This is a genomic window from Acinetobacter sp. YH12132, assembly GCF_013418645.1.
GTDB classification, from domain to species: Bacteria; Pseudomonadota; Gammaproteobacteria; order Pseudomonadales; family Moraxellaceae; genus Acinetobacter; species Acinetobacter indicus.
Genome location: NZ_VPBR01000005.1, coordinates 39,275 through 62,031 on the forward strand (window position 1 = coordinate 39,275; position 22,757 = coordinate 62,031).

23 protein-coding genes and 4 tRNA genes are annotated in these 22,757 nt (G+C 48.5%); 14 read left to right on the plus strand and 13 right to left on the minus strand.

From position 1 onward, the window contains the following. The first annotated feature begins 69 nt into the window (after positions 1-69). Positions 70-693, plus strand: a complete 624-nt coding sequence (locus tag FTU67_RS07210; RefSeq protein WP_016659661.1) for an alpha-ketoglutarate-dependent dioxygenase AlkB — start codon at positions 70-72, stop codon at positions 691-693. 85 nt (positions 694-778) lie between these two features. Here FTU67_RS07210 and FTU67_RS07215 read toward each other — a convergent pair whose 3' ends face one another. The 4 genes from FTU67_RS07215 to recN form a co-directional block, all read right to left on the minus strand. Next, on the minus strand, positions 779-1,546 hold the full coding sequence (locus FTU67_RS07215) for an IclR family transcriptional regulator (RefSeq protein WP_016659660.1): 768 nt from the start codon (positions 1,544-1,546) through the stop codon (positions 779-781). A gap of 119 nt (positions 1,547-1,665) precedes the next feature. After that, positions 1,666-2,106, minus strand: a complete 441-nt coding sequence (gene ruvX / locus FTU67_RS07220) for a Holliday junction resolvase RuvX (protein ID WP_016659659.1) — start codon at positions 2,104-2,106, stop codon at positions 1,666-1,668. Then, complete coding sequence (locus tag FTU67_RS07225; protein ID WP_005181761.1) at positions 2,099-2,653, minus strand: YqgE/AlgH family protein; 555 nt, start codon at positions 2,651-2,653, stop codon at positions 2,099-2,101. Before FTU67_RS07225 ends, ruvX begins: the two co-directional genes overlap by 8 nt. 109 nt (positions 2,654-2,762) lie before the next feature. Further along, on the minus strand, positions 2,763-4,427 hold the full coding sequence (recN, locus tag FTU67_RS07230; protein WP_168370329.1) for a DNA repair protein RecN: 1,665 nt from the start codon (positions 4,425-4,427) through the stop codon (positions 2,763-2,765). 711 nt (positions 4,428-5,138) lie between these two features. Here recN and FTU67_RS07235 point away from each other — a divergent pair. The 3 genes from FTU67_RS07235 to FTU67_RS07245 all read left to right on the plus strand — a co-directional run bounded on the left by FTU67_RS07235 (position 5,139) and on the right by FTU67_RS07245 (position 7,258). Beyond that, on the plus strand, positions 5,139-5,462 hold the full coding sequence (locus FTU67_RS07235) for a pyrimidine/purine nucleoside phosphorylase (protein ID WP_005181767.1): 324 nt from the start codon (positions 5,139-5,141) through the stop codon (positions 5,460-5,462). 105 nt (positions 5,463-5,567) lie between these two features. Further along, complete coding sequence (gene rlmB / locus FTU67_RS07240; RefSeq protein ID WP_005181769.1) at positions 5,568-6,320, plus strand: 23S rRNA (guanosine(2251)-2'-O)-methyltransferase RlmB; 753 nt, start codon at positions 5,568-5,570, stop codon at positions 6,318-6,320. A gap of 17 nt (positions 6,321-6,337) precedes the next feature. Continuing rightward, positions 6,338-7,258, plus strand: a complete 921-nt coding sequence (locus FTU67_RS07245; protein WP_016659657.1) for a DMT family transporter — start codon at positions 6,338-6,340, stop codon at positions 7,256-7,258. On the opposite strand, the gene coaE is transcribed toward FTU67_RS07245, so the two are convergent. The 4 genes from coaE to pilB are packed head-to-tail and all read right to left on the minus strand — an operon-like array spanning position 7,255 to position 11,697. Continuing rightward, a complete protein-coding gene (gene coaE / locus FTU67_RS07250; RefSeq protein WP_005181773.1) occupies positions 7,255-7,863 on the minus strand; it encodes a dephospho-CoA kinase in 609 nt (202 codons plus the stop codon). The two genes, FTU67_RS07245 and coaE, sit on opposite strands and share 4 nt — an antisense overlap. A 10-nt stretch (positions 7,864-7,873) precedes the next feature. Beyond that, entirely contained in the window at positions 7,874-8,734 is an 861-nt protein-coding gene (locus tag FTU67_RS07255) for an A24 family peptidase (protein ID WP_005181774.1), read from the minus strand. Beyond that, complete coding sequence (locus tag FTU67_RS07260; protein WP_016659656.1) at positions 8,734-9,960, minus strand: type II secretion system F family protein; 1,227 nt, start codon at positions 9,958-9,960, stop codon at positions 8,734-8,736. The genes FTU67_RS07255 and FTU67_RS07260 overlap by 1 nt, the downstream gene beginning before the upstream one ends. A gap of 30 nt (positions 9,961-9,990) precedes the next feature. Then, on the minus strand, positions 9,991-11,697 hold the full coding sequence (gene pilB / locus FTU67_RS07265; RefSeq protein ID WP_168370330.1) for a type IV-A pilus assembly ATPase PilB: 1,707 nt from the start codon (positions 11,695-11,697) through the stop codon (positions 9,991-9,993). Between the two features lie 288 nt (positions 11,698-11,985). Between pilB and tpiA the strand changes: the two genes are divergently transcribed. The 10 genes from tpiA to FTU67_RS07315 all read left to right on the plus strand — a co-directional run bounded on the left by tpiA (position 11,986) and on the right by FTU67_RS07315 (position 19,166). Then, positions 11,986-12,777, plus strand: coding sequence for a triose-phosphate isomerase (gene tpiA, locus FTU67_RS07270; RefSeq protein ID WP_005181780.1), 792 nt, complete (start codon positions 11,986-11,988; stop codon positions 12,775-12,777). A gap of 13 nt (positions 12,778-12,790) precedes the next feature. Next, complete coding sequence (secG, locus tag FTU67_RS07275) at positions 12,791-13,120, plus strand: preprotein translocase subunit SecG (RefSeq protein WP_005181783.1); 330 nt, start codon at positions 12,791-12,793, stop codon at positions 13,118-13,120. Positions 13,121-13,173: 53 nt separating this feature from the next. Continuing rightward, positions 13,174-13,258, plus strand: a tRNA-Leu gene (locus tag FTU67_RS07280). Positions 13,259-13,309: 51 nt separating this feature from the next. Next, positions 13,310-13,386: transfer RNA gene (locus FTU67_RS07285), tRNA-Met, on the plus strand. Between the two features lie 78 nt (positions 13,387-13,464). Next, positions 13,465-13,541, plus strand: a tRNA-Met gene (locus tag FTU67_RS07290). A gap of 143 nt (positions 13,542-13,684) precedes the next feature. Further along, positions 13,685-13,761, plus strand: a tRNA-Met gene (locus FTU67_RS07295). A 228-nt stretch (positions 13,762-13,989) separates the two neighbouring features. Next, on the plus strand, positions 13,990-14,514 hold the full coding sequence (gene rimP, locus FTU67_RS07300; RefSeq protein ID WP_005181784.1) for a ribosome maturation factor RimP: 525 nt from the start codon (positions 13,990-13,992) through the stop codon (positions 14,512-14,514). A 32-nt stretch (positions 14,515-14,546) separates the two neighbouring features. Beyond that, positions 14,547-16,031, plus strand: coding sequence for a transcription termination factor NusA (gene nusA, locus FTU67_RS07305; protein ID WP_005181786.1), 1,485 nt, complete (start codon positions 14,547-14,549; stop codon positions 16,029-16,031). Between the two features lie 10 nt (positions 16,032-16,041). After that, on the plus strand, positions 16,042-18,762 hold the full coding sequence (gene infB / locus FTU67_RS07310; RefSeq protein ID WP_005181788.1) for a translation initiation factor IF-2: 2,721 nt from the start codon (positions 16,042-16,044) through the stop codon (positions 18,760-18,762). Beyond that, on the plus strand, positions 18,762-19,166 hold the full coding sequence (locus FTU67_RS07315; RefSeq protein WP_005181793.1) for a ribosome-binding factor A: 405 nt from the start codon (positions 18,762-18,764) through the stop codon (positions 19,164-19,166). Before infB ends, FTU67_RS07315 begins: the two co-directional genes overlap by 1 nt. Before the next feature lie 200 nt (positions 19,167-19,366). Here the strand turns inward: FTU67_RS07315 and FTU67_RS07320 are convergent, their stop codons facing one another. From FTU67_RS07320 to FTU67_RS07340, 5 genes are read right to left on the minus strand one after another with little or no spacing between them, the layout of a single operon-like run. Next, a complete protein-coding gene (locus FTU67_RS07320) occupies positions 19,367-19,777 on the minus strand; it encodes a Na+/H+ antiporter subunit G (protein WP_168370331.1) in 411 nt (136 codons plus the stop codon). A 9-nt stretch (positions 19,778-19,786) separates the two neighbouring features. Next, the gene (locus tag FTU67_RS07325) at positions 19,787-20,062 is read right to left on the minus strand and encodes a monovalent cation/H+ antiporter subunit F (RefSeq protein ID WP_168370332.1); all 276 of its coding nucleotides are present in this window, start codon (positions 20,060-20,062) and stop codon (positions 19,787-19,789) included. Beyond that, complete coding sequence (locus FTU67_RS07330) at positions 20,059-20,580, minus strand: Na+/H+ antiporter subunit E (protein WP_104499197.1); 522 nt, start codon at positions 20,578-20,580, stop codon at positions 20,059-20,061. Before FTU67_RS07330 ends, FTU67_RS07325 begins: the two co-directional genes overlap by 4 nt. A 2-nt stretch (positions 20,581-20,582) precedes the next feature. Next, the gene (locus FTU67_RS07335) at positions 20,583-22,391 is read right to left on the minus strand and encodes a monovalent cation/H+ antiporter subunit D (protein WP_163143043.1); all 1,809 of its coding nucleotides are present in this window, start codon (positions 22,389-22,391) and stop codon (positions 20,583-20,585) included. Beyond that, the gene (locus FTU67_RS07340) at positions 22,391-22,756 is read right to left on the minus strand and encodes a Na+/H+ antiporter subunit C (protein WP_075167613.1); all 366 of its coding nucleotides are present in this window, start codon (positions 22,754-22,756) and stop codon (positions 22,391-22,393) included. Before FTU67_RS07340 ends, FTU67_RS07335 begins: the two co-directional genes overlap by 1 nt. Position 22,757 lies beyond the last annotated feature (1 nt).

Consider the following 22,757-nt stretch of genomic DNA (forward strand, 5'->3'; position numbering starts at 1 on the left):
GAGAATGTTTTGATTTGTGAAGCCGTTTTGGGTTTAAACTGAAGTTCCGCTTCGCAGGAAAACGCCACAATGAATCTGGAACTGTTTCCGCCCGAGCCACGGCAGAATCTGTTGCCCTATGAGGGGATCGTGCAGGATTATGGGCTGATTCTGTCCGCTGAGGACAGTCACGCTTACTTGCAGCAATGTTTACAGCAGCTGGCCTGGCAAGCCGATGAAGTCACCTTATTTGGCAAACATTATGTCACCGCGCGGAAAATTGCCTGGTATGGTGATGAGTATTATCAGTATCGTTATTCGGGCAGTTTGAAGCAGGCGCAGCGTTGGCATCCGGCTTTGTGGCAGTTAAAACAGCAGATTGAACAGATCGTGGGACATCCATTTAATTCCTGTTTAGCCAATTTATATGCAGATGGCAGTCAGGGACTGGGCTGGCACAGTGATGATGAACCGAGTCTGGTCGCATCTCCGGGTGCAGAAACGGTGATTGCTTCTTTAAGTCTGGGTGCAACCCGTAAATTTAGCTTTAAGCACAAACACAGCGCAGCAAAAGTCGAGCTGCTGCTACAGAGTGGTCAATTAATTGTGATGCGTGGGCAGACCCAGCGCTACTGGAAGCACAGCCTGCCCAAATCCAGCCGTGTGGTGACGCCGCGAATCAATTTAACCTTTCGCTATTTTTATCCACTCTAATGCTGGTTGTGATCCAAAGGCCGGGCAGGGCAGAGATTTATCTCACCACGCTGATCTTAACAGCTGTATTTTGATAAAGATCAATCTAGGTATGTGGATTCAGACTTTCAACTTTCTGTTCAATCAGCGCGGCATTTTCCTGCAAAATGGCAATCAGCTTTTCGACATTGACAAATTCAAAGCGGTTTTTGGAGGCCAGTAAGGTCAGGGTGAATGGTGCTGTTTTATTGGAGAGTCTGATCGGCACCGACAAGCCGGCCAGTTGCGGTTCCAGTTCACCACTAGAATAGTAATAGCCCTGTTTTTTGATCTTTTTCATTTTGCTGATGAACTCGGCTTCATCCTGGGCAAAACCGGACTGACGGAACTGCACGGCAAAACGCTGATAATAATTCAGCATTTTCTGTTTTGGTAAATGCGCCAGCATGATTTTCGGTGACGAACCCATATACACCGGACGTGGGCAGCCGCGGCCATAGGACAGCAGATTCATATGCTGGAATACTTCATCATGCAGGTCGATACAGGCATCCTGATTCAGATAGGTCAGTACGCAGCAAAATTCGGTACGCTGCACAATATCCTGCATAAACGGAATGCTGATTTGCACCAGTGGATCGGTGGTGCGGGAAATATAATCCAGCACTGCAATTTTCGAGCCGAGGGTGTAATCGCCCGAAGTCCCACTTAAACGCTGCAATAATTCGGCCGAAACCAGTTCTTTTAAATAGCGGTAGCTGGTCGGTTTGGACAGGCCCAGTTCTTCACTGATCATATCGACATTAATCACCGGACGTGACACTGAAAATAAATTCAGAACCATCAAAATTTTGCCAAAACTCGATATTGCCATCAGTGATTACTCTACAACGTGAAAAAAGATCAATGAAAAAATCCGGTACTGACTATCATAACAGACCGGATTGAGCTGAAAACCAAGAGAAAGGGGATTTGGACGTCAACAGCGAGATTTTAAGGCTGGACGCCTTGCGGATAACGATACCAGCTTTCAATGAACAGGGCAGCCGCAATACTGTCGGCGGCAATTTTTTTACCGCGTCCCTGAGCCTGATAATGATCCAGTTCATCACGGGCTTCACGCGTGGTCAAACGCTCGTCCACCATCAGGGTTTCGATATTGGTCTGATGACGTAAACGTCGGGCAAACTTGCGCGCCCGGGTCGACAGCTCTGACTCGCTATCATCCATGTTCAGTGGCAAGCCAACCAGAAATAAATTTGGCTGATACTGTTTCACCAGTTTCAGCAGTTCGTCCCAGTTTGGAATACCATCTTTCATGGGAAACAGGGCCAGCGGCGTGGCGCTTTCAATCAGGGATTGACCCACCGCCATGCCCATTTTCTGGGTGCCAAAATCGAAGGCCATAATCAGGTGTGCAGTAGACTCAGGCATGGCCAATCTCTGATGCAAGCCAGGTGCGGTCAATTCCAATTTTCCGGTAGGCAGCATCCCAACGGTCGCTATAGGGTAGATTAAAAATCAGGTCCATATCTGAATCACAGATCAGCCAGTCACCACGCGAAATTTCTTCTTCCAGCTGGTTTTTGCTCCAGCTGGCATAGCCGAGGGCAATCTGGTAACGGCCTACGCCTTCGTTATGCGCAATGGCATCCAGAATATCTTTGGAAGTGGTAATACAGACATTTTCACCAACTGCAATGGATGAATGCCAGGTTGGCTGGCCAGTATGCAGCACAAATCCAGCTTCCGGACGCAGCGGCCCGCCTTGCAATACTTCATGTGGATGGACATGATCGGCTTCAATATCCAGATCATTCAGTAACTCTTTAATTTGAATCCCTGCCGGACGATTGAGAATAATGCCTTGCGCCCCGTCTTCATCATGACGCGCCAAATAAATGACAGTATTCGCAAAAAAGTCATCATTTATCTCGGGTGGCGCAATAAGACAGCGATGTGTCAGATATTGTTTGGTCACCTAAGCCTTTCTCCTAAAATGTATGTTCTGATATAGATATAGGTCTTAATCATCACGTTACAAGAGGATTGCTATTTCACCAAACATTTTTTGTGGTTTTTCAGTGATTTTATACGCCAGATTGAAACTTGAGCTGACGTAACTGCTTGGCATGCTGCAAGGTGGTTTCGTTAATTTCGACGCCACCAGTCATCCGTGCCAGTTCCAGAATCCGCTCTTCTTCTTGCAGCATTAAAATAGTACTACTGGCCGGATCAGTCTGCTGTTTCTTCACCAGCAGGTGCTGGTCAGACTGAGCCGCAACCTGCGCCTGATGGGTAATACACAGAATTTGTACGTGCTGCCCCAGACCGGCCAGTAAACGCCCCACAATTTCTGCAGTACCACCACTAATCCCGACATCAATTTCGTCAAACACCAGCACTTCTGCTTCGGTTTTTTCAGCATTCATGACCTGCATCACCAGCGCAATACGCGACAGTTCACCGCCCGAAGCGACACGCGCCAGTGGTTGTGCTGGAATGCCTTTATTGGCCGTAAACAGCAGCTGGATAAAGCTTAAGCCTTCACTCGATGGCTGCTCTAAAGGCTCAAATTTAAATTCAAAATGTGCTTCTGGTAAGGCCAGCTGTTTCACCTGTTCGGTCAGCTGTTTGGCCAAAGGTCCGGCAGCTTCACGTCGAATCTGGTCTAAATGTTCGGCCTTGGCCAAAAAGTCCTGATAGGACACTTCGACCTGTTCGGCCAAGGTTTCCGGATCTTCCAGCTGATGCAGCTGTTCCAGCTCGGCCTGCCAGTTGTCATATTCGGTTTTCAATAATTCTGGCTGGGTGCGATATTTACGGGCCAGACGATGGAAAATTTCCAGTTTGGAATTCAGTTCTTCCATCCGCTCCGGATCGAAACTCTGCCGGTCAATAAAATGACGCAAACTGGCGGTGGCATCTTCAATTTCACTTTGCGCATTCAGCAGGGAAGTATAAATTTCTGACAGCTGTTCACTGCGGCCGGCATGGCTTTCCAGACGCCGTAAAATCGAGGACAGTTCCTGGCTCAGGTTTGGCTCTGCTTCATCCAGCCCGTTCAGACTATAGGCACAATCCTGCATAATCGCTTCATGATGGCTTAAGCGATCAAATTCCTGTTCAATATCGGCATAATCGACCTGGACCACTTCTTCTAATTCTTCCAGCTGCAATTCCAGTGTGTCGATGCGCTGTTTACGCGTCGCCTGGGCATCCAAAGCCGCCTGATGCTGGCGAATATCTTTTTGCCACTGGCTATAGGCATCGCGTACGGCCTGGGCTGGCGCATAAAAATTGCTATAACGATCCAGCCAGTGTTTTGGATAAGGCGGTTCTAACAGCTGCTGCTGGCTGTGCTGGCTATACAGCTGCACCAGCAAACGGCCAATTTCTTTGAGCTCAGACAGACTGCTCGGACGGCCGTTAATCCAGGCCTTGCTGCGTCCGGTGGCGAAAATTACCCGGCGTAAATGAATTTCGCCCGATTCATCATCCAGTTCCTGCTGTTTTAGCCACTCGGCTTCTGGACTACCGTCATGATAGCTGAAGGTGGCAGTGACATCGGCCTTGTCTGCGCCATAACGAACATAATTGGTGTCGGTGCGTTCGCCTAGACAGGCCGAAAGTGCATCCAGCAATAATGATTTTCCGGCACCTGTTTCCCCGGTCAGGACGTTAAAACCAGATTCAATATCAATGGCTAAACGGTCGGCTAAGGCAAAATTGATCAGGGTTAAATGTGTCAGCATAAACGCATCCAGGCTGCGAAAAGTTTGAGTTGAAGAGTGTCAGGTTGGGCAGTGCAAAGCATCGCCCTTTATTTTAAGCAACTGAAAAAACACGATCATTCTAGCTTAATTTTTGCAGAAAAATAAAACTTCTCGGTACAGAATATTCAGCGGTGTGCTGTGAGCAGAGGTTCTACATCCACCATGTAGATCAAGTCGCTAGTGCCGCAATCGGAATATCTACTCTTATCTTCATCTGAAACAGAAAACTGTGTCCAGTTTCATGTGCTTGCAATACAGCGTCGGCAGAATGTTGCATAACTTTATCTGCCAATCATCAAATTTTTTATGATTATCAGACAAGCTGAAAACGAGCAGAAAAGTGCTCACTATATTTAGAGATTCAGATGAAAATCAGTCAGATGCATAACCCGAATTGAACCAGTTCGGCGCAGGATTTGTCAGGCTGAAAATACAGATGGTCGGAGAGTGCAATGGGGGCGTTGAACTTTAGTTCATCTGCGATTAAAAGGTATTTGTACTTGCCTGAAAGTTGATTTAGACTCTCGCAAAAATGAGGTGAATTTATTCGCGTGCCAGGCAAAATGACTTGCCTGAAACGACAGGAAATAGAGTGATTTACCTTAGATGAAGATTGATTGATTAGTTCAGTAGGCAGCATTACACTACCTCAATCATAAAATATAAAAACGCGTTAGCTGGAGAATACGCATGTCAGCTCAGTTTGATCATGTATCAGTGGTAAAAAAATCCAATGTTTATTTTGGCGGGCTCTGCATTAGTCATACGGTGCAATTTGAAGATGGCACCAAAAAGACGCTGGGTGTGATTTTACCGACTGAACAAGCCTTAACTTTCGAAACGCATGTTCCTGAACGGATGGAAATTATTTCAGGTGAATGTCGTGTGCAAATCGCTGATAGCGAAGAAAGTGAGCTTTTCCGCGCTGGTCAGTCTTTTTATGTACCGGGCAACAGCCGTTTTAAGATTGAAACTGATGATGTACTGGACTACGTTTGTCATTTAGAAGGCTAAGCATTTTTAGCCCAAATCGGTTAAACTAGGCCGACACAGAAATCCTGTAAAGTTTCCTTTGCAGGATTTTTCTTTTGGATTTACAGCACAGCGTTGAGGTCATTCATGGCAAAACCAGAATATTATTATGGCGTTCATTCGGTAGAGTCATTGTTAGAACTTGAACCGGAGCGTGTATTAACCCTGTTTACCCTCAAAGGTCGTGATGACCAGCGTTTACAGCGTATTCTGGAACTGGCAGAGCCGTTTGGTATTAGCGTACAAAAAGCCAGTCGTGACAGCCTGGAAAAACTGGCCGGTTTGCCATTTCATCAGGGCGTGGTGGCTGCGGTGCGTCCGCATCCAACCTTAAATGAAAAAGATTTGGAACAGCTGTTGCAGCAGTCCAATCAGCCACTGTTACTGGCTCTGGATCAGGTCACCGATCCGCATAATCTGGGCGCCTGTATCCGTACGGCAGCAGCCATGGGTGTAGAAGCGGTGATTGTACCGCGTGACCGTTCAGCCAGCCTGACCCCAACGGCGCGTAAAGTGGCTGCTGGTGGCGCCGAGAAAGTTAAATTTATTCAGGTTACCAATCTGGCCCGTACTTTGGGGCAAATCAAAGAGCAGTTTAATGTGCGCGTGGTCGGCACCATGCTGGATGAAAAAGCCTTGCCGATCCAGAAGTTTGACTTCACCGGTACGGCGGTGTGTGTGGTGATGGGAGCCGAAGATACCGGTTTGCGCCCAATCACCCAGTCGCAGTGTGATCAAACCGTGTATATCCCGATGATGGGCAATCTGCAAAGTCTGAATGTTAGTGTGGCCACCGGCATGGCGCTGTATGAAGCCTGCCGTCAGCGTCAACCGGCTTAAGCGCTCTTTCCATCTTAATGATCAACGCGCGTCAGCAAGGCTATCTGTTACTGGCCATCACCATGTGTATTTGGGGGGGCTTTACCCTGAGTACCCGTTTAAGTGCCCTGTGGGGCATTAGTGCTTGGGATCTGGTGGCCTTGCGTTTTATGCTGGCCTTTTGCCTGCTGATGCCGGTTTTGCTATATCGTAAAGATACGGCATTTTTATGGACCCGACAGTCCTTTATCCTGGCGATGATTGGCGGTGTCGGTTACTGCCTGACGGCTTATAGTGCATTTCATTTTGTGCCAGCGGCGCATGCGGCGATTTTCTTGAATGGCTGTATTCCCTTATGTACTGCACTGGCGGCCTGGTTGCTGTTTCGACAGCCCTTTGACCGGCATACCTGGATTAGCGTATTGATCATGCTGCTGGCGATTGCTGCCATGAGTCTGCTGATGTATCAGGAAACCGGTGTCGCTTTCGGTTTTGGCGATCTGCTGTTTTTCCTGAGTGCCTTATGGTGGGGCGTCTTTACGGTGCTGTTGCGGCAATGGAAGCTGTCGGCCTGGCATTCTATGGCCAGTGTAGCCATCTGGTCAGCTTTGGTGTATGTGCCTATTTATTGGCTATTTTTTCCAAAAAACCTGAGTGGTCCCGAACCACTGCATTTAATCGGCCAGACCCTGTTTCATGGAATTTTTGTGGTGATTATTGCCACGCTCAGCTATGTCGAAGCGATTAAGCGTTTAGGTGCTTTTAAGGCTGGCAGTATTGTGACCTTGGCACCGTTTATTGCCGCTATTCTGGCGGTACCGTTACTGAATGAGCCATTGAGCCTGGCGATTGTCTGTGGTCTGCTTGGTATGGGCATTGGGGCGTTACAGCCTTGGCGCTGGTGGGGCCGGAAAGACAGCTTAAGCCAGCAAATCGAACGACAAAACAAGCCGTCTTAAACCGACTGCTGCTGTTGCGCCAAAGTCAGATAGTGTTGATGTAAGGGTTGAAGCTGGGCATAGAGATGCTCCAGATGACCATCATTCAGCACAATATCATCTGCCCGCTGGCGTTTGTCTGCGCGTGACATCTGTACCTGAATAATCTTGCGAATTTGTTCGATACTTTGTCCATCGCGTTGTGAGGCGCGTTGAATCTGCAGTTCTTCAGAGGCATCAATTAACAGGTTGCGCTGGGTCAGTTCATGCTGGTTGCTTTCAAATAACAGTGGAGACACCAGCACCACATAGGCACTGCGGGCTGCCTGTAACTGCTGGATGATCGACTGGCGAATGGCCGGATGGGTAATTGCTTCCAGGGTTTTGCGTGCTGCCGGTTCTTTAAAAATATGCTCGCGTAAGGCACGGCGGTTGAGCTCGCCATTGAGCAGGACCCAGTCGCCAAAGGCCTGATGAATCTGGGTCAGGGCCGGCTGGCCTGGCTCAACCACTTCACGTGCCACCACATCTGCATCGACCACCACAATGCCTTGGGTTTCAAACCAGTGACTTGCTGCCGATTTACCGCTGCCAATGCCGCCAGTTAAACCCAAAACAAATGTCATCCTGTTGTCCTTATTGACCTAAATAAAGCTTCATGATTGCATCACCCCACAAAAAGGCGATCCAGCCGGCAATGGCAATATAAGGGCCAAAGGCAAAAGGCTGGTTCTCTTTGCGGATTTTCAGCAAAATAATGCCAATGATTGCACCAACCAGAGAAGATAGCAACACAATCAGCGGCAGCATCAGCGGGCCCATCCAGGCACCTAAGGCGGCCAGCAATTTAAAATCGCCATAGCCCATACCTTCTTTGCCAGTCACCAGCTTAAACAGGTAATACACCACCCACAGACATAAAAAGCCAATGATATATCCCCAAATGGCAGAGCTAGCGGAGGTGTACAGGGCATAGCTGTTCACCCCCAAGCCGAGTGCAGCCAGGGGGAGGGTATAGCGGTCAGGCAGCAGCTGGGTGTCAAAATCAATAAAGGTCAGGGCAATTAACACATAGGTCAACACCAGGCCAAACAGCATTTGCAGGGTCGGGCCAAAAACCGCGACTACGGTTAAGGCACACACTGCGGTCAGCAGTTCAATAAAAGGATAACGAATACTGATCGGGTTTTGGCATTGGCCACATTTGCCACGTAGAAGCAGCCAGCTGATTACTGGAATATTCTGATACCAGCGAATCGGGCTGTGGCATTTCGGACAGGTCGAGGCTGGCTGACTGAGGCTGATTTTGCTTTCATCAATGATGGCCTGTTCAGGATGCAGCAGCATTTGACAGTCATTGCGCCATTCCTGTTCCATCATTTTTGGCGTGCGGTAAATCACCACATTCAGAAAACTGCCAATACATAAACTAAAAATCCCAACTACGAAATACAGCGCAGTTGGGTGTTGAATCAGATAATGAATGAATTCTTGCATTAAACCACAGAGCCCATTTGGAAGATTGGGAGATACATCGCGACCACCAGACCGCCGACCAGAATCCCGAGAACGGCCATAATCAGTGGTTCCATCATCGAGGTTAAGCCATCGACGGCGTTATCGACTTCGTTTTCGTAGTGAGTAGCGACTTTATCCAGCATCGCATCCAGCGCACCGGATTCTTCACCAATCGCAACCATCTGCACGGCCATGGATGGGAATTTATCCGTGACCCGCATGGCAAACTGCAACTGCTGACCGGTGGCGACATCTTCACGGATTTTCATTACTGCTTCTTCATAAACCACGTTGTTGGTGGCGCCGGCAGTGGATTCCAGTGCATCAATTAAGGGAACACCGGCAGCAAAGGTGGTGGCCAGGGTACGACTATAACGCGCGATAATCGCCTTATACACCAGATCACCAAAAATTGGTGCTCTCAGGGCGGCTTTGTCCAGCAGGTCACGGAATTTCTTGCTGCGTTTCTTGGCTTCCAGAAAAGCTGCAATCGCAAAGCCGACCACAATAATCAGCACAAACCAGTATTTCTGGGTCCACTGCGACATATTCACCACCATTTTGGTGAAGGCTGGTAAGTCGGCACCAAAAGAGGTGAAGAGTTCTTCAAACACCGGTACCACTTTGACCATCAGGATAATGGTGACAATCACCGCCACCACAATCACCGTTGCCGGGTATTTCATGGCTTTCTTGATTTTTTGTTTGAGTAATTCGCTCTTTTCTTTATAGATCGCTACCCGGTCCAGCATAGTTTCTAGAGCACCCGACTGTTCACCCGATTCAACCAGCGAGCAAAACAGATTATCGAAATGTTGCGGATATTTACGCAGTGCACCAGCAAAGGTATTGCCCCCTTCGACTTCGCCTTTAATCCCCAATACAACTTCACGCATGGCCGGGTTTTCCAGACCTTCAGCCACAATTTCAAAGCTTTGCACCAGCGGTACACCGGCTTTCATCATGGTCGCCAGCTGGCGGGTAAAAATCGTGATGTCCAGGGTCGAGACTTTTTTCTTCATCAAGCCTTCAAGAATATTTTTCTTCTTCTGGCGGATGGTTTTGATGGTGATCCCTTGCTTGCGCAACGTGACCTTGGCCAGCGCCATATTACGTGCTGGCAGTTCCCCTTTAAGTTTTGCCCCTTTGCGGTCAATCCCTTCATAAATAAAGGTGGGCATCATCTGTGCTTTTTTGACAGCCATGCGTGTTTATCCTTATTTTAAATGCTTCATCTATTCGCTGGTCACACGATTCACTTCCTGTAAAGAAGTGACCCCCTGCATGACCTTGATTAATCCTGAACGGCGTAAATTGTTAAACCCAGATTTTGCCGAGGCTGCTGCAATTTGCAAGGCATTACCATCTTCCATAATAATGCGTGAGATTTCCGGGGTGACTTTCATTACTTCATAGACCCCGACACGGCCTTTATAACCTTCACGACATTCCGGGCAGCCAACCGGCTGATACAGCTGGAACTCTGGCTGGTTTAAATCTTCTTCGGTAAAACCGAGTTCCAAGAGGCTCTGGCGTGGAATCTCCACCGGGGCCTTGCATTTCTGACACAGACGACGTGCCAGACGCTGGGCAATCACCAGGTTCACCGAGGTGGCGATGTTAAATGAGGGGACGCCCATGTTGCGTAAACGGGTCAGGGTTTCGGGTGCACTGTTGGTGTGCAGCGTCGACATGACCATGTGACCGGTTTGTGCGGCTTTAATGGCAATTTCTGCAGTTTCCAGATCACGGATCTCACCGACCATGACAATATCCGGATCCTGGCGCAGGAATGATTTTAGTGCTGCGGCAAAGGTCAGACCCACTTTCGGGTTGACGTTGACCTGATTGATGCCTTCCAGGTTAATTTCCACCGGATCTTCGGCGGTAGAAATATTGGTGTCTTCGCGGTTGAGAATGTTTAAGCCGGTATATAAAGATACGGTTTTACCGGAACCGGTCGGGCCGGTGATCAGCAACATGCCTTGTGGTTTGTCCAGCGCCTCCATAAACAGCTCTTTTTGCTCCGGTTCATAACCAAGTGCATCAATCCCCAGCATGGCACTAGATGGATCGAGAATACGCAGTACAATTTTTTCCCCGAACAGGGTGGGCAGTGAGTTGACACGGAAGTCGATGGCTTTGTTTTTTGACAGCTTGAGCTTGATCCGGCCATCCTGCGGAATACGTTTTTCCGAGATGTCCATTTGTGACATAACTTTTAAACGTGAGGCGAGCCGTGTAGCCAGCTGTAACGGAGGATTGGCAATCTGGCGCAGTACGCCGTCAATCCGGTAACGGACCCGGTAGCTTTTTTCATAAGGCTCGAAGTGTAAATCCGAGGCGCCCATACGGATTGCATCGATCAGTAACTTGTTAATATATTTGACGATTGGGGCTTCATCGCCTTGTGGCTCATCGTTATCTTCTTGTGTTTCGGGAGCGTTGTCGCCAACTTCTAGATCAAAGTCTTCATCAAAGTCAAAGGTGCTGTCTTCGGTAAAGTTCTGTTCAATCAGCCGTTCCAGCTTGTCATGCTCAACAATCACCACTTCAATATTCAGCTTGCTGTTAAAGCGGATCGCATCAATGGCTTCGATATTGGTTGGGTTACTGGTAGCGATATAAAGCTGATTGTGACGTCGGAAAATGGGCAGAATTCGGTATTTGGTGAACAGTTTTTCATCCAGACCTTCACGTACAATCAGACGCGAATCGTACACCGCCAAGTCAAAAATCGGTTCACCAAATTCATAGGAAATTTTTTCAGCAATGGTCAGCGGTGAAATCTGCAACTGCTGAATTAAATACGGCACAATATCGGTCTCGGCTTTTTTCGCCGCGACAATGGCTTGCTGCATATTTTCAGCCGTCACAAGCCCTTCTTCGACCAGTCGCCGAATAAAACCTGTAAATCTAGGCATTGCTTGTTGTACTGACATTCCCCAACGTCCTTAAAAAAAATCAAAAAAGTTTGTTTATAATTGGTATCACAAAATTATACTTTTGTTGCATAAAAATACCATATCTGAAAATGATGTCACCACCTAAGTATCCCCTAAAAGCATGAACCAGTCGCAATTAATCGGCAAAGATTTTTGTTAAGCCGATGTTCAGATGGGCCTATTTAGACTGCAAATCTAAAAATGCCGCAACAAATTGTTCTGTCCTGAATCGATTTACGTGTAGAATGTGCGCGATTGAAACATAGGTATTTGAATAGGTATTGTATGTCGGGTTCGGCGATTACGCCTTGGGTGATTGGCAATTGGAAAATGAACCCAGTGCAAGCAGAAGCGCAACAGCTGGTTTCAGAATTTAAAACATTATTAGAACAGCAGGCCATTGATGCCGCACAGTGTCATTTAGGGGTTGCGCCAGTTGCAATCGCATTGGGCAGTGTTCAGGAACAGCTGAAAACTGCGGTACGTCCGGTGTATACCGTGGCACAAGATGTTTCACGTATTGCTGGTTTAGGTGCTTATACTGGTGAGGTGAGTGCCGAGCTATTAAAAGACAGCCAGATTGGCTTTGTACTGGTCGGTCATTCAGAACGCCGTGAAATTTTTGCTGAAAATGTGCAAATTCTAAATGCAAAAATTCAAAATGCACTGGCAGCCGGTCTGACCGTAATTTACTGTGTCGGTGAAAGCCTGCAGCAGCGTGAAAGTGGCCAGGCCGAGCAGGTGGTATTACAGCAGATTTGTGACATTGCGGCAGTGGTCGAGGCAGAGCAGTGGCAGAATATTGTAATTGCCTATGAGCCAATCTGGGCCATTGGTACTGGTAAAACCGCTTCGCCTGAAGATGCGCAGGCCATGCATGCCAAAATTCGTGAAGGTCTGACCCAGCTGACCAGCTATGGTCCGCAAATGGCTATTCTGTACGGTGGTAGTGTTAAGCCGGAAAATGCAGTAGAGTTAGCAGCCTGCCCAGATATTAATGGCGCGCTGGTCGGCGGTGCTTCTTTAAATGCGGCATCGTTCCATCAAATTGCGCAGGCCTTTGCCAATACACAATAATTAGGAGTTCAGCATGCAAACTTTTGTGCTGGTAGTACATATTATTTTAGCCGTCTTGATGATTGTGCTGATTCTAGTTCAGCACGGCAAAGGGGCAGATGCTGGTGCTTCTTTTGGTGGCGGCGGTGCGGCGACCGTATTTGGTGCCTCTGGTTCGGGTAATTTTATGACCCGTTTGACTGGAATTTTAACGGCTTTGTTCTTTATCACCAGTCTGACCCTGGCGGTATTTGCCAAACAGCAAACCACCGATGCCTACAGTTTAAAATCAATTCCGGCGACCACAACCGCGCCGGCAACATTGCCTGATTCTTCACCAACTACACCTCAAACTGGCGAATAATTGCAATTAGGCCTTTATTTTTCGCGGTGATGCGACTAGAATGCGTCACAGCTGCGGTGGTGGTGGAATTGGTAGACACGCTACCTTGAGGTGGTAGTGCTTTCGGGCGTGGGGGTTCAAGTCCCCCCTTCCGCACCAAACTTATAATCCAGAACATAAGTTTGGTGTATGCAGCAAAACTTCTGTTGATGCGGGATGGAGCAGTCTGGTAGCTCGTCGGGCTCATAACCCGAAGGTCGTTGGTTCAAATCCAGCTCCCGCTACCAATCAATCCTTTTTAAAGATGCAAACTTTAAAAAGGCGGCTTAAGTTTCTTGAGCTGAGAAGAGTTATTTGTACGCTGATGCGGGATGGAGCAGTCTGGTAGCTCGTCGGGCTCATAACCCGAAGGTCGTTGGTTCAAATCCAGCTCCCGCTACCATTTTTAATGGTTGAGTAATATATTTCATGTTGGTTGAATCTGACGCTTGTTACTCATTCTTCAGCGATAAATAACGCCATATACAGGACATACGATTTTCATTGAAAATTGCGCATATTTTGTATATAATTTTTGCACGTTGATGCGGGATGGAGCAGTCTGGTAGCTCGTCGGGCTCATAACCCGAAGGTCGTTGGTTCAAATCCAGCTCCCGCTACCAAGTTTCTTAAGAGGCTCACAACAAGGTGGGCCTTTTTGCACAGTGGACATTGGTTTTTCTGTGTAATAATAGGGGCGATTTACGCCCTTTTTTATTGGCTATCGTGTAGTGTCGATATGAGCCGGATACGGCATAAACTCAAGTGTCATGTTTCACTACTACTATAGCTTGAATGAGACTGTAGTGGTCAGATCAGGCCATTGAATCGCACCCATATGACGAGAGTAAATGAAGCTATCAAATAAAACCCAGGCACTCCAGGACTTGATTGCACCCGCAGTTGCAGCCTGTGATGTAGATTTGTGGGGAATTGAATTCCTGCCACAAGGTAAACGCTCACTATTGCGTATTTATATCGACAAAGCGGTTGATGAAAATGCCGCACCGGTCCTGAATGAAGACGGTGAACTCGAGCAGGGTCGTGGTGTAGGCGTACAGGATTGTGTGCGCGTGACTCAGCAAGTGGGCGCCATTTTGGACGTTCATGATCCGATCTCAGGTGAATATGCACTCGAAGTGTCTTCACCAGGTTGGGATCGTCCGTTTTTCCAGCTGGAACAGCTTCCTGCCTATATTGGCCAGACCATTGCCTTGCGTTTGATTAGCGCGGTAGAAAACCGTCGTAAATTCCAGGCGAAACTGGTGGCAGTTGACCTTGAAAATGAAACCATTCAGGTTGAAGTTGAAAAACAGCAAGTGCTGGAAATTGACAGCCATAATATCGATAAGGCCAATCTGGTTTATCAAGATTAATTCAATAAATAAGAATCTAAAATAGGTGACTTATGGCACGCGAAATTCTTACCGTCGTTGAAACGGTTAGTAACGAAAAAGGTGTAAGTCGTGAAGCAATCTTTGAGGCGCTAGAGCAGGCTCTTGTTGCTGCGACGAAAAAGAAATTTTACGAAGGCACAAATGCGGAAGAAGCACGTTTACGTGTAGAAATCGACCGTAAAACAGGTGACTACCGTACTTTCCGTCAATGGGAAGTGGTGGCGGATGAAGATCATGAAATGCCAGCATGTCAGGATGCGATTTCTGATGTCGATCCGGCGCAGTGGTCAATTGGTGACATTCGCGAACTTGAAGTGGAATCAATTGATTTCGGTCGTATTGCGGCGCAAATTGCCAAACAGGTAATTGTTCAGAAAATTCGTGAAGCAGAACGTGCACTCGTTGCCGATGCTTATGAAGCCAAAGTGGGCGAGCTGATTTACGGTGAAGTGAAAAAGCAGACCAAAGATGGCTTTATCATTGATTTAGGTGACAATGCCGAAGCGTATCTGGCACGTGAAGAAATGATTCCAAAGGAAATTCTGCGTCCAAAACAGCGCGTGAATGCCATTTTATTTAACGTCAACCGTGAAGGTCGTGGTGCGCAATTATTATTGTCACGTGCAAAACCTGAAATGCTGATGGCGTTAATGAAAAAAGAAATTCCTGAAATTTCTGAAGAAATCATTGAAATCAAGGCGGCTGCGCGTCAACCAGGCGTTCGTGCTAAGATTGCAGTGAAAACCAACGATCATCGTATTGATCCGGTTGGTGCATGTATTGGTATGCGTGGTACGCGTATCCAGGCAGTCCAGCAGGAACTTAATGGTGAACGTATTGATGTGGTGGTGTGGTCAGATGATCCGGCACAGTACATTGCCAGCGCTTTAGAGCCGGCTGATGTATCGAGTATCGTGATTGATGAAGATGCACGTACTGCTGACATTATTTTTGCCACCAGCGATCAATTGGCCCGTGCCATTGGTTCACAAGGTCAAAACGTACGTCTGGCATCTGAACTGACCGGTTATAAACTGGACATGATGCTGGAAGAAGAATATTACGCGCGTCAGCAAAATGAAGCGCAGCAATATCTGGATATGTTTGTATCGCGTTTGGACATTGCAGAAGACCTGGCGATGGCACTGGTTGAAATGGGCTTCACTTCACTGGAAGAGATTGCCTATGTACCAGCAGAAACATTTGATGAAATTGAGCTTGATGCCGAGCTGGTTGAATTATTGCAAAGTCGTGCCAAAGAAGTGGCTTTGGCAGATGCGTTAAAACAGCAAGAAAATATTCAGGATCCGAGTGACGAACTTCTGGCAATGGAAGGGATGACACAAGAGATCGCCTATGCGCTTGCTGCTCGTGGTGTAGTGACCGTTGATGACTTGGCAGACCAGGCCACCGACGATATCGCAGATATTGAAGGTCTAGGTGCTGACAAAGCGGGTCAACTCATTATGAAAGCACGCGAATCATGGTTTAACTAGGAGGTAATGTATGACGGACAAGACGATTAAAGAGTTAGCGCTCAGCGTAGGACGTCCAGTTGAGAAACTCCTGGAGCAGGTTCGTGATGCAGGTTTACCGCAACGTAAAGCTGACGACATTATTTCCACTGAACAACAAGATACCCTCGTGACCCACTTGAAAAAAGTACATGGTCAAGATGCGGGTAATGCAGGACAAATCACGTTGAAACGTAAAACTACCAGTACTGCTAAAGTGGCAAGTACGTCAGGTAAGGCGAAAACAATTAATGTAGAAGTGCGCAAGAAGCATACATTTGTCAAGCCAGACCCTGAGCAAATCAAAGCAGAAGCTTTGGCCAAAGCACAGGCTGAAGCAGAAGCCAAAGCAGCTGAACAGCAAGCCCGTGAACCGGCGAAGCCAAAAGCTGCGCCAGAAGCTGCCAGCAAAGGCGAATCTAAAGCCAAACAGGCCTTAGAAGCAATGCGTGCTGCTGCGAAACAGGAAACCGCCAAACAGGAAACTTCTAAAGCCGCTGTGGTGGTGAAGCGTAAATCAACCAACAAGCCAGTGGTGAAAGCCCAGGTTAAAGTGGTTGAAACGCCTGAGCAAAAACGCGCCCGTGAAGAACAGGCAGCACAGTTGAAAGCGACTGAAGAAGCTGCACGTCGTAAGGCAGCTGAAGAAGCGCAGCAACGTACCCTTGAGCAAATGCGTAAAATGGCATCGAAGTATTCATCTGATGATGCTGCACCGACCATTCGCGTAATTGATGATTCACCATTGGCCGCAGGTCTGGTGGGTCAGGCGTATGAAGATTCATTTGCCAAAGAAGACCGTGAAATCAAACGTGGTGGCGGAACCAAAGATACCCGTGGCCAGAAGAAAGGCGGCCGTCGTGGTGAAGAACAGTCATTCCGTGACAACTCGCATAAACGTGGTTTAAAAACCAGTCAGGCCAACAAGCATGGCTTTGAAAAACCGGTGAAAAAACAGGTTTATGATGTAGAAATTGGTGAAACCATTATTGTGGCTGACTTGGCTGCGAAAATGGCAATTAAAGTACGTGAAGTAATCAAGACCCTGATGAAGATGGGTGAGCTGGTCACACAAAACCAGGCCATTGATCAGGATACTGCGGTGCTTGTGGTTGAAGAAATGGGCCACAATCCGGTGCTGGTGTCTGAAACTGCGGCAGAAGACAACCTGCTGGAAGCGGCTGAAGAAGCACGTGGTGAGCAAACTACGCGTCCACCTGTTGTTACCATCATGGGTCACGTTGACCATGGTAAAACCTCGCTTCTTGACCGTATCCGCCGTGCTAAAGTGGCACAAGGCGAAGCCGGTGGTATTACCCAGCATATCGGTGCTTACCATGTGACAACAGACAAAGGTATCATCACCTTCCTGGATACTCCGGGTCACGCCGCGTTTACCGCGATGCGTTCACGTGGTGCCAAAGCGACTGATATCGTGGTGTTGGTGGTTGCAGCAGATGATGGCGTGATGCCACAAACTGCAGAAGCGATTGACCATGCGCGTGCAGCGGGTACGCCAATCATTGTTGCCATCAACAAGATGGACAAAGATTCAGCTGATCCAGACCGCGTACTGAACGAATTAACCACCAAGGAAATCGTGCCTGAAGAATGGGGCGGTGATGTTCCAGTCGCCAAAGTTTCCGCGCATACCGGTGCCGGCATTGACGAATTACTTGACCTGATTTCAATTCAAGCAGAAATGATGGAATTGAAAGCCTCTGAAGAAGGTGCAGCACAAGGTGTGGTGATTGAAGCACGTGTTGATAAAGGCCGTGGTGCAGTGACCTCGATTCTGGTTCAAAACGGTACCCTGAAAGTGGGTGACTTGGTACTTGCCGGTTCATCTTATGGCCGTGTACGTGCCATGACCGATGAAAACGGTAAACGCATCAAGTCTGCTGGTCCATCAATTCCAGTGGAAATTCTGGGTCTGCCAGAAGCGCCAATGGCGGGTGATGAAGTACTGGTGGTCAATGACGAGAAGAAAGCGCGTGAAGTTGCTGATGCGCGTATGGATCGTGAACGTCAGAAACGTCTTGAGCGTCAGTCTGCAATGCGTCTTGAGAACATCATGGCGTCTATGGGCAAGAAAGATGTGCCGATTGTGAACGTGGTACTGAAAACTGACGTACGTGGTACGCTGGAAGCATTGCACGTGGCACTGGCCGAGCTTTCAACGGATGAAGTGAAAGTCCGTGTGATTGGTTCAGGTGTCGGTGCGATCACTGAATCTGACGTAACGCTGGCTGAATCTTCAGAAGCGGTACTGCTGGGCTTTAACGTTCGTGCCGACAATACTGCACGTCAAAAAGCCGATGCTGACGGTATCGACATCCGTTACTACTCGATCATCTATCAATTGATTGATGACGTGAAAGATGCGATGAGCGGCAAACTGGCACCAGAACACCGTGAAACGATTCTGGGTGTGGCTGAAGTCCGTGAAGTATTCCACTCAAGCAAGTTCGGTGCAGCAGCAGGCTGTATGGTACTGGAAGGTACTTTACACCGTAACAAGCCGATTCGCGTATTACGTGATGATGTGGTGGTGTTCCAGGGTGAACTTGAATCTCTGCGTCGTTATAAAGACGTGGTGGAAGAAGTCCGTGCCGGTATGGAATGTGGTCTTGCAGTCAAAGGCTATAAAGACATCAAAGTACAAGACAAGATTGAAGTGTACGATGTCCAACTAATTAAACGGAGTCTTTAATGGCGGGTAGTCAGCGTCTTAAGCGAATGGCAGATACGGTACAACGCGAGTTGTCCGACCTGATCCGCCAGGAGCTGAAAGATCCACGTCTGGGTGGTCTGGTGACCATCTCGGCGGTGAAAGTCAGCCCAGATTTAGGCTATGCCGAAGTGTATGTGACCGTAATGGGTCGTGAACTTGGCGATGAGCAAAGTGAAGCGGCAAACAAGGAAACCCTGGATGTGCTTAACAAAGCCTCCGGTTTCCTGCGCCATGAGCTGAGCCGTCGGATCAAGACCCGGATTACGCCGCGTTTGCGTTTCCATTACGATAAAACCAATGCCTACGGTAACTATATGTTTGGTCTGATTGCAGAAGCAGTAAAAGATTTACCAGCTGCCGATGCAAAAAAAGATGAAGAATAAGTAGGCCAGCAGGTCTATGCAAAAAAGCCACCTTCGGGTGGCTTTTTTATGTCCTTCATAATTGCTTGACTTGCTATTTCTCAGCGGATACAAGCCCTTTAAGATTGCAATCAGGCAAGGGCAGGGCGGTTGAGACAGCACATAAAAAACCTGACCAGGAACAATCCGGGTCAGGTTTTTTTAGAAGATGACGCGAAGACTTATTCGTCTTTAGAGGGTTTGATTCTGCCCAGTGGTTCACGATCTGTAAAGGCGCGGTGACGGCTACGCTGCCATGGTAGCGGACGTTCCAGGGTTTCTGGGACTTCACCACTCATCGAGCGCAGACGTAAATGCAGGGCTGCCTGTGCCATCAGGTTGGCCGATACCGGCGCGGTAATAAAGGCAAACAGGGTAATCAGCACTTCGGCAAAACCAAAGCGACCCAGATAAGCTGAATAAATAATGGCAGCAATCAGGAAGCTGCCCAGACCTAAGGTACTGGACTTGGTCGGGGCATGCAGGCGCATAAACAGGTCCGGCAGACGAATCATGCCAATTCCGCCGACCAGCATAAAGAAGGTGCCGATTAACAGGAAAATGGAGACCAGGATTTCCATCATCAGTTGCATGCTGTTCTCCTAATCAATCACGTGGCCAGAGGTGAAGTAACGGGCCAGGGCAGCGGTTGAAACAAAGCCCAGCATCGCCACCAGTAATGCACCTTCAAACAGTGAAGTGCTGGTCCAGTAAATACCCAGTACTACAATCAGGCAGGTCGCATTTAAGAACAGGGTATCTAGCGCCAGCAGACGGTCGACAATTGACGGTCCCATAATCAGACGAATCAGGCACATAAACATCGAGCCGGCAATGGCAATCAGGCAGATGCCAATCGCATAAGGCAATATCATCATGAGGCCACTCCTGTCTTGACGTTAAAGATTTCAATCAGCGGCTGTTCATAACGGCTCTTGATCAGGGCAATTTCAGCTTCTTCATCATCGGTACTTAAGGCATGCACCAGAATATCGCCGCGGTCCTGGTCAATACCGGCCGTGACCGTCCCTGGCGTGGTGGTAATGATCATCGCCAGCAAGGTGTTGACCTGTTCATGCTCGGTCTCCAGCGGTACACGGAACCATTTCGGATGCAGCGCATCGGTGGGTCCCAGCACCTGTTTGGCGACGCGGATATTGGACAGGATAATATCCCAGACCACCACCCAGAACAGTTTAAAGGCTGGCACCCAGTGGATATTCGGGGTGCGGGCAATAAACGGTTTGACCATCAGTGGAATCAGGATACTCAGGATCAATGCCATCAGCAGATTGCCGGCAGAAACACTATGTGCCAGTAACAACCAGCTAATGGCCACAATCACCGAAACAAAGGGATGTGGCAGCCAGATATCCCAAAACGATGTCTTTTGCATAGTTATGGCTCCATAGGTTTAAGTTGTGGCAGGTCGTTGCTTGCGGCGTCCTGCTCAATCTGCTGATTGATCTGACGTTGTTTATAGTCCGAAATATGCTCACCTTCCAGTGTATTTGGACTGATTACATACGGAATCAGCTTGGCATTCGGGTCCGGTTTTTCACCACTGTATTTGGTTTCTGGCAAATAGTTTGGATCATAAGGCTGGACGCTAATCACCTGGCCGGTTTCATCCTGCTTTAACACCGCCATTTCATACAGACGATTGTTCTGCATTTGCTGGGCCGTGCTAAAGGCATAACGCTGGATTGGATTAGCAAAAACCACATAAGCCACCAGTGCTGCCAATAACAGGTAAATGGCCTTATCATTGCCTTTCGGGGCCTTGGCTGGCAGGGCCTGGTAGCTGTGATAGGCGTCATTGTCCGGATCATCTTCCGGACGCGATGCGCGCCAGAACAGGATAAAGCCAACCCGGGTCAGGGCCAGAATACTGAGTAAACCAACTAGCAGCACCACGGCAATAATAATGCCCTGATAAGGCGCATCAGCCGTGGCCTGTAACAAGAATACTTTACCGAGGAAGCCACTAAAAGGCGGCAGGCCGGCAATCATCAGTGCAATCAGCAGATAGGTAATTGACATCACTTTATGCTGTTTCATTTGCGGGGCGATATTAAAGTGATCCTTAAATTCACCGCGCTGCGCCGTGACCCAGCCGCAGAACAGATAGAAGGCAGCGGCAATTAAGGTACTGTGTACCAGATAATACAACGCTGCCGTCCAGGCCTGGGTGCTAAACAGGGCAATCGCAATCAGGATGGTCCCAATCGACGACAGCATCATAAAGCCGACAAAACGACGTAAGCGTTCTGCCCCAATCGCGCCAATGACGCCATACAGTGAGGTAATCAGGCCAATTGGTAATAACCAGTTGCTGAGAATTTTCTGGCTCAGTTCATCATCAAAGACCGTCCCATTGACCCTTAAAATCGCATAAATCCCGACCTTGGTCATAATGGTAAAAATCGCCGCCACAGGGGTAGCTGCTACGGCATAGGTTTTCGGTAACCAGAAGCCGACCGGCAGCATCGCCGCTTTAATCCCGAACACAATAAACAGGATCAAGCCGCCGACCACCGCCAGACGATGCTGATCTTCTGCCAGCGTCGGTATTAAACGGGCCACATCGGCCATGTTGAGGCTGCCGACACTGCCGTAAATCATGCCCAGACCAATCAGGAACAGTGCTGAAGCCAGCAGGTTGATGGTGACATAATGCACCCCAAGCTGAAAGCGCGGTTTGCCCTGGCTATGTAGCAACAGCACATAAGAAGCCAGCAGTAGCACTTCAAAAAATACGAACAGGTTAAATAAATCGCCGGTGAGGAAAGCCCCGCACAAGCCCATCATCAGGAAATGGAACATGGCATGGAAGTAGCGGCCGCGTTCATCCCATTGCTGGCAGGCGAACCACAGCACTGGCAAGGCCAGACCGTAAGTCAGTACCAGCATTAGCGCAGACAGCTGATCCAGCACCAGTACAATCCCGAATGGAGCCGACCATTCAGACAGGTTGTAGACGGTAATCTGGCCGGTTTTGGCCAGCATCAGATAGCTGATCGCCAAGCCCAGTCCGAGAATAGTCGAAATCAGGCTGATGCCACGACGCCACGGCTGGCGCCAGTCATACGACAGCGAACCCGAACCCGGGTTGCCCAGCAGCACCAGAATAAAACCGGTAAAAGCCGGCAGCAGGATGCTGAGAATAGGAGTGTGTTGCGCCCAGAATTGGATAAAGTCATGCATTATGGCTCATCCTCACGTGGGTCAAGTAAAGCAGGATCATCTTTGGCATCCACATGGTCGGTTCCCGATTCATAACGGCTGCGTAAGGCCAGTTGCACCACAAAGGCGGTGGTGGCAAAGCCAATTACAATAGCAGTCAGCACCAGTGCTTGCGGTAAAGGGTCGGTGGATTGTGCTGCCGTGGTTAAAATGGCCGGTGCATTCAGCTGAATCCGGCCCATGGCGAACAGGAAAATATTGACTGCATAACCAATCATGGCCAGGCCCAGTACCACCGGAAAGGTACGTGCCCTTAAGATCAGGTACACGCCGGTTGCGACCAGTAAACCTACAGAGGTTGCGACTAAAAATTCGATACTAATCATG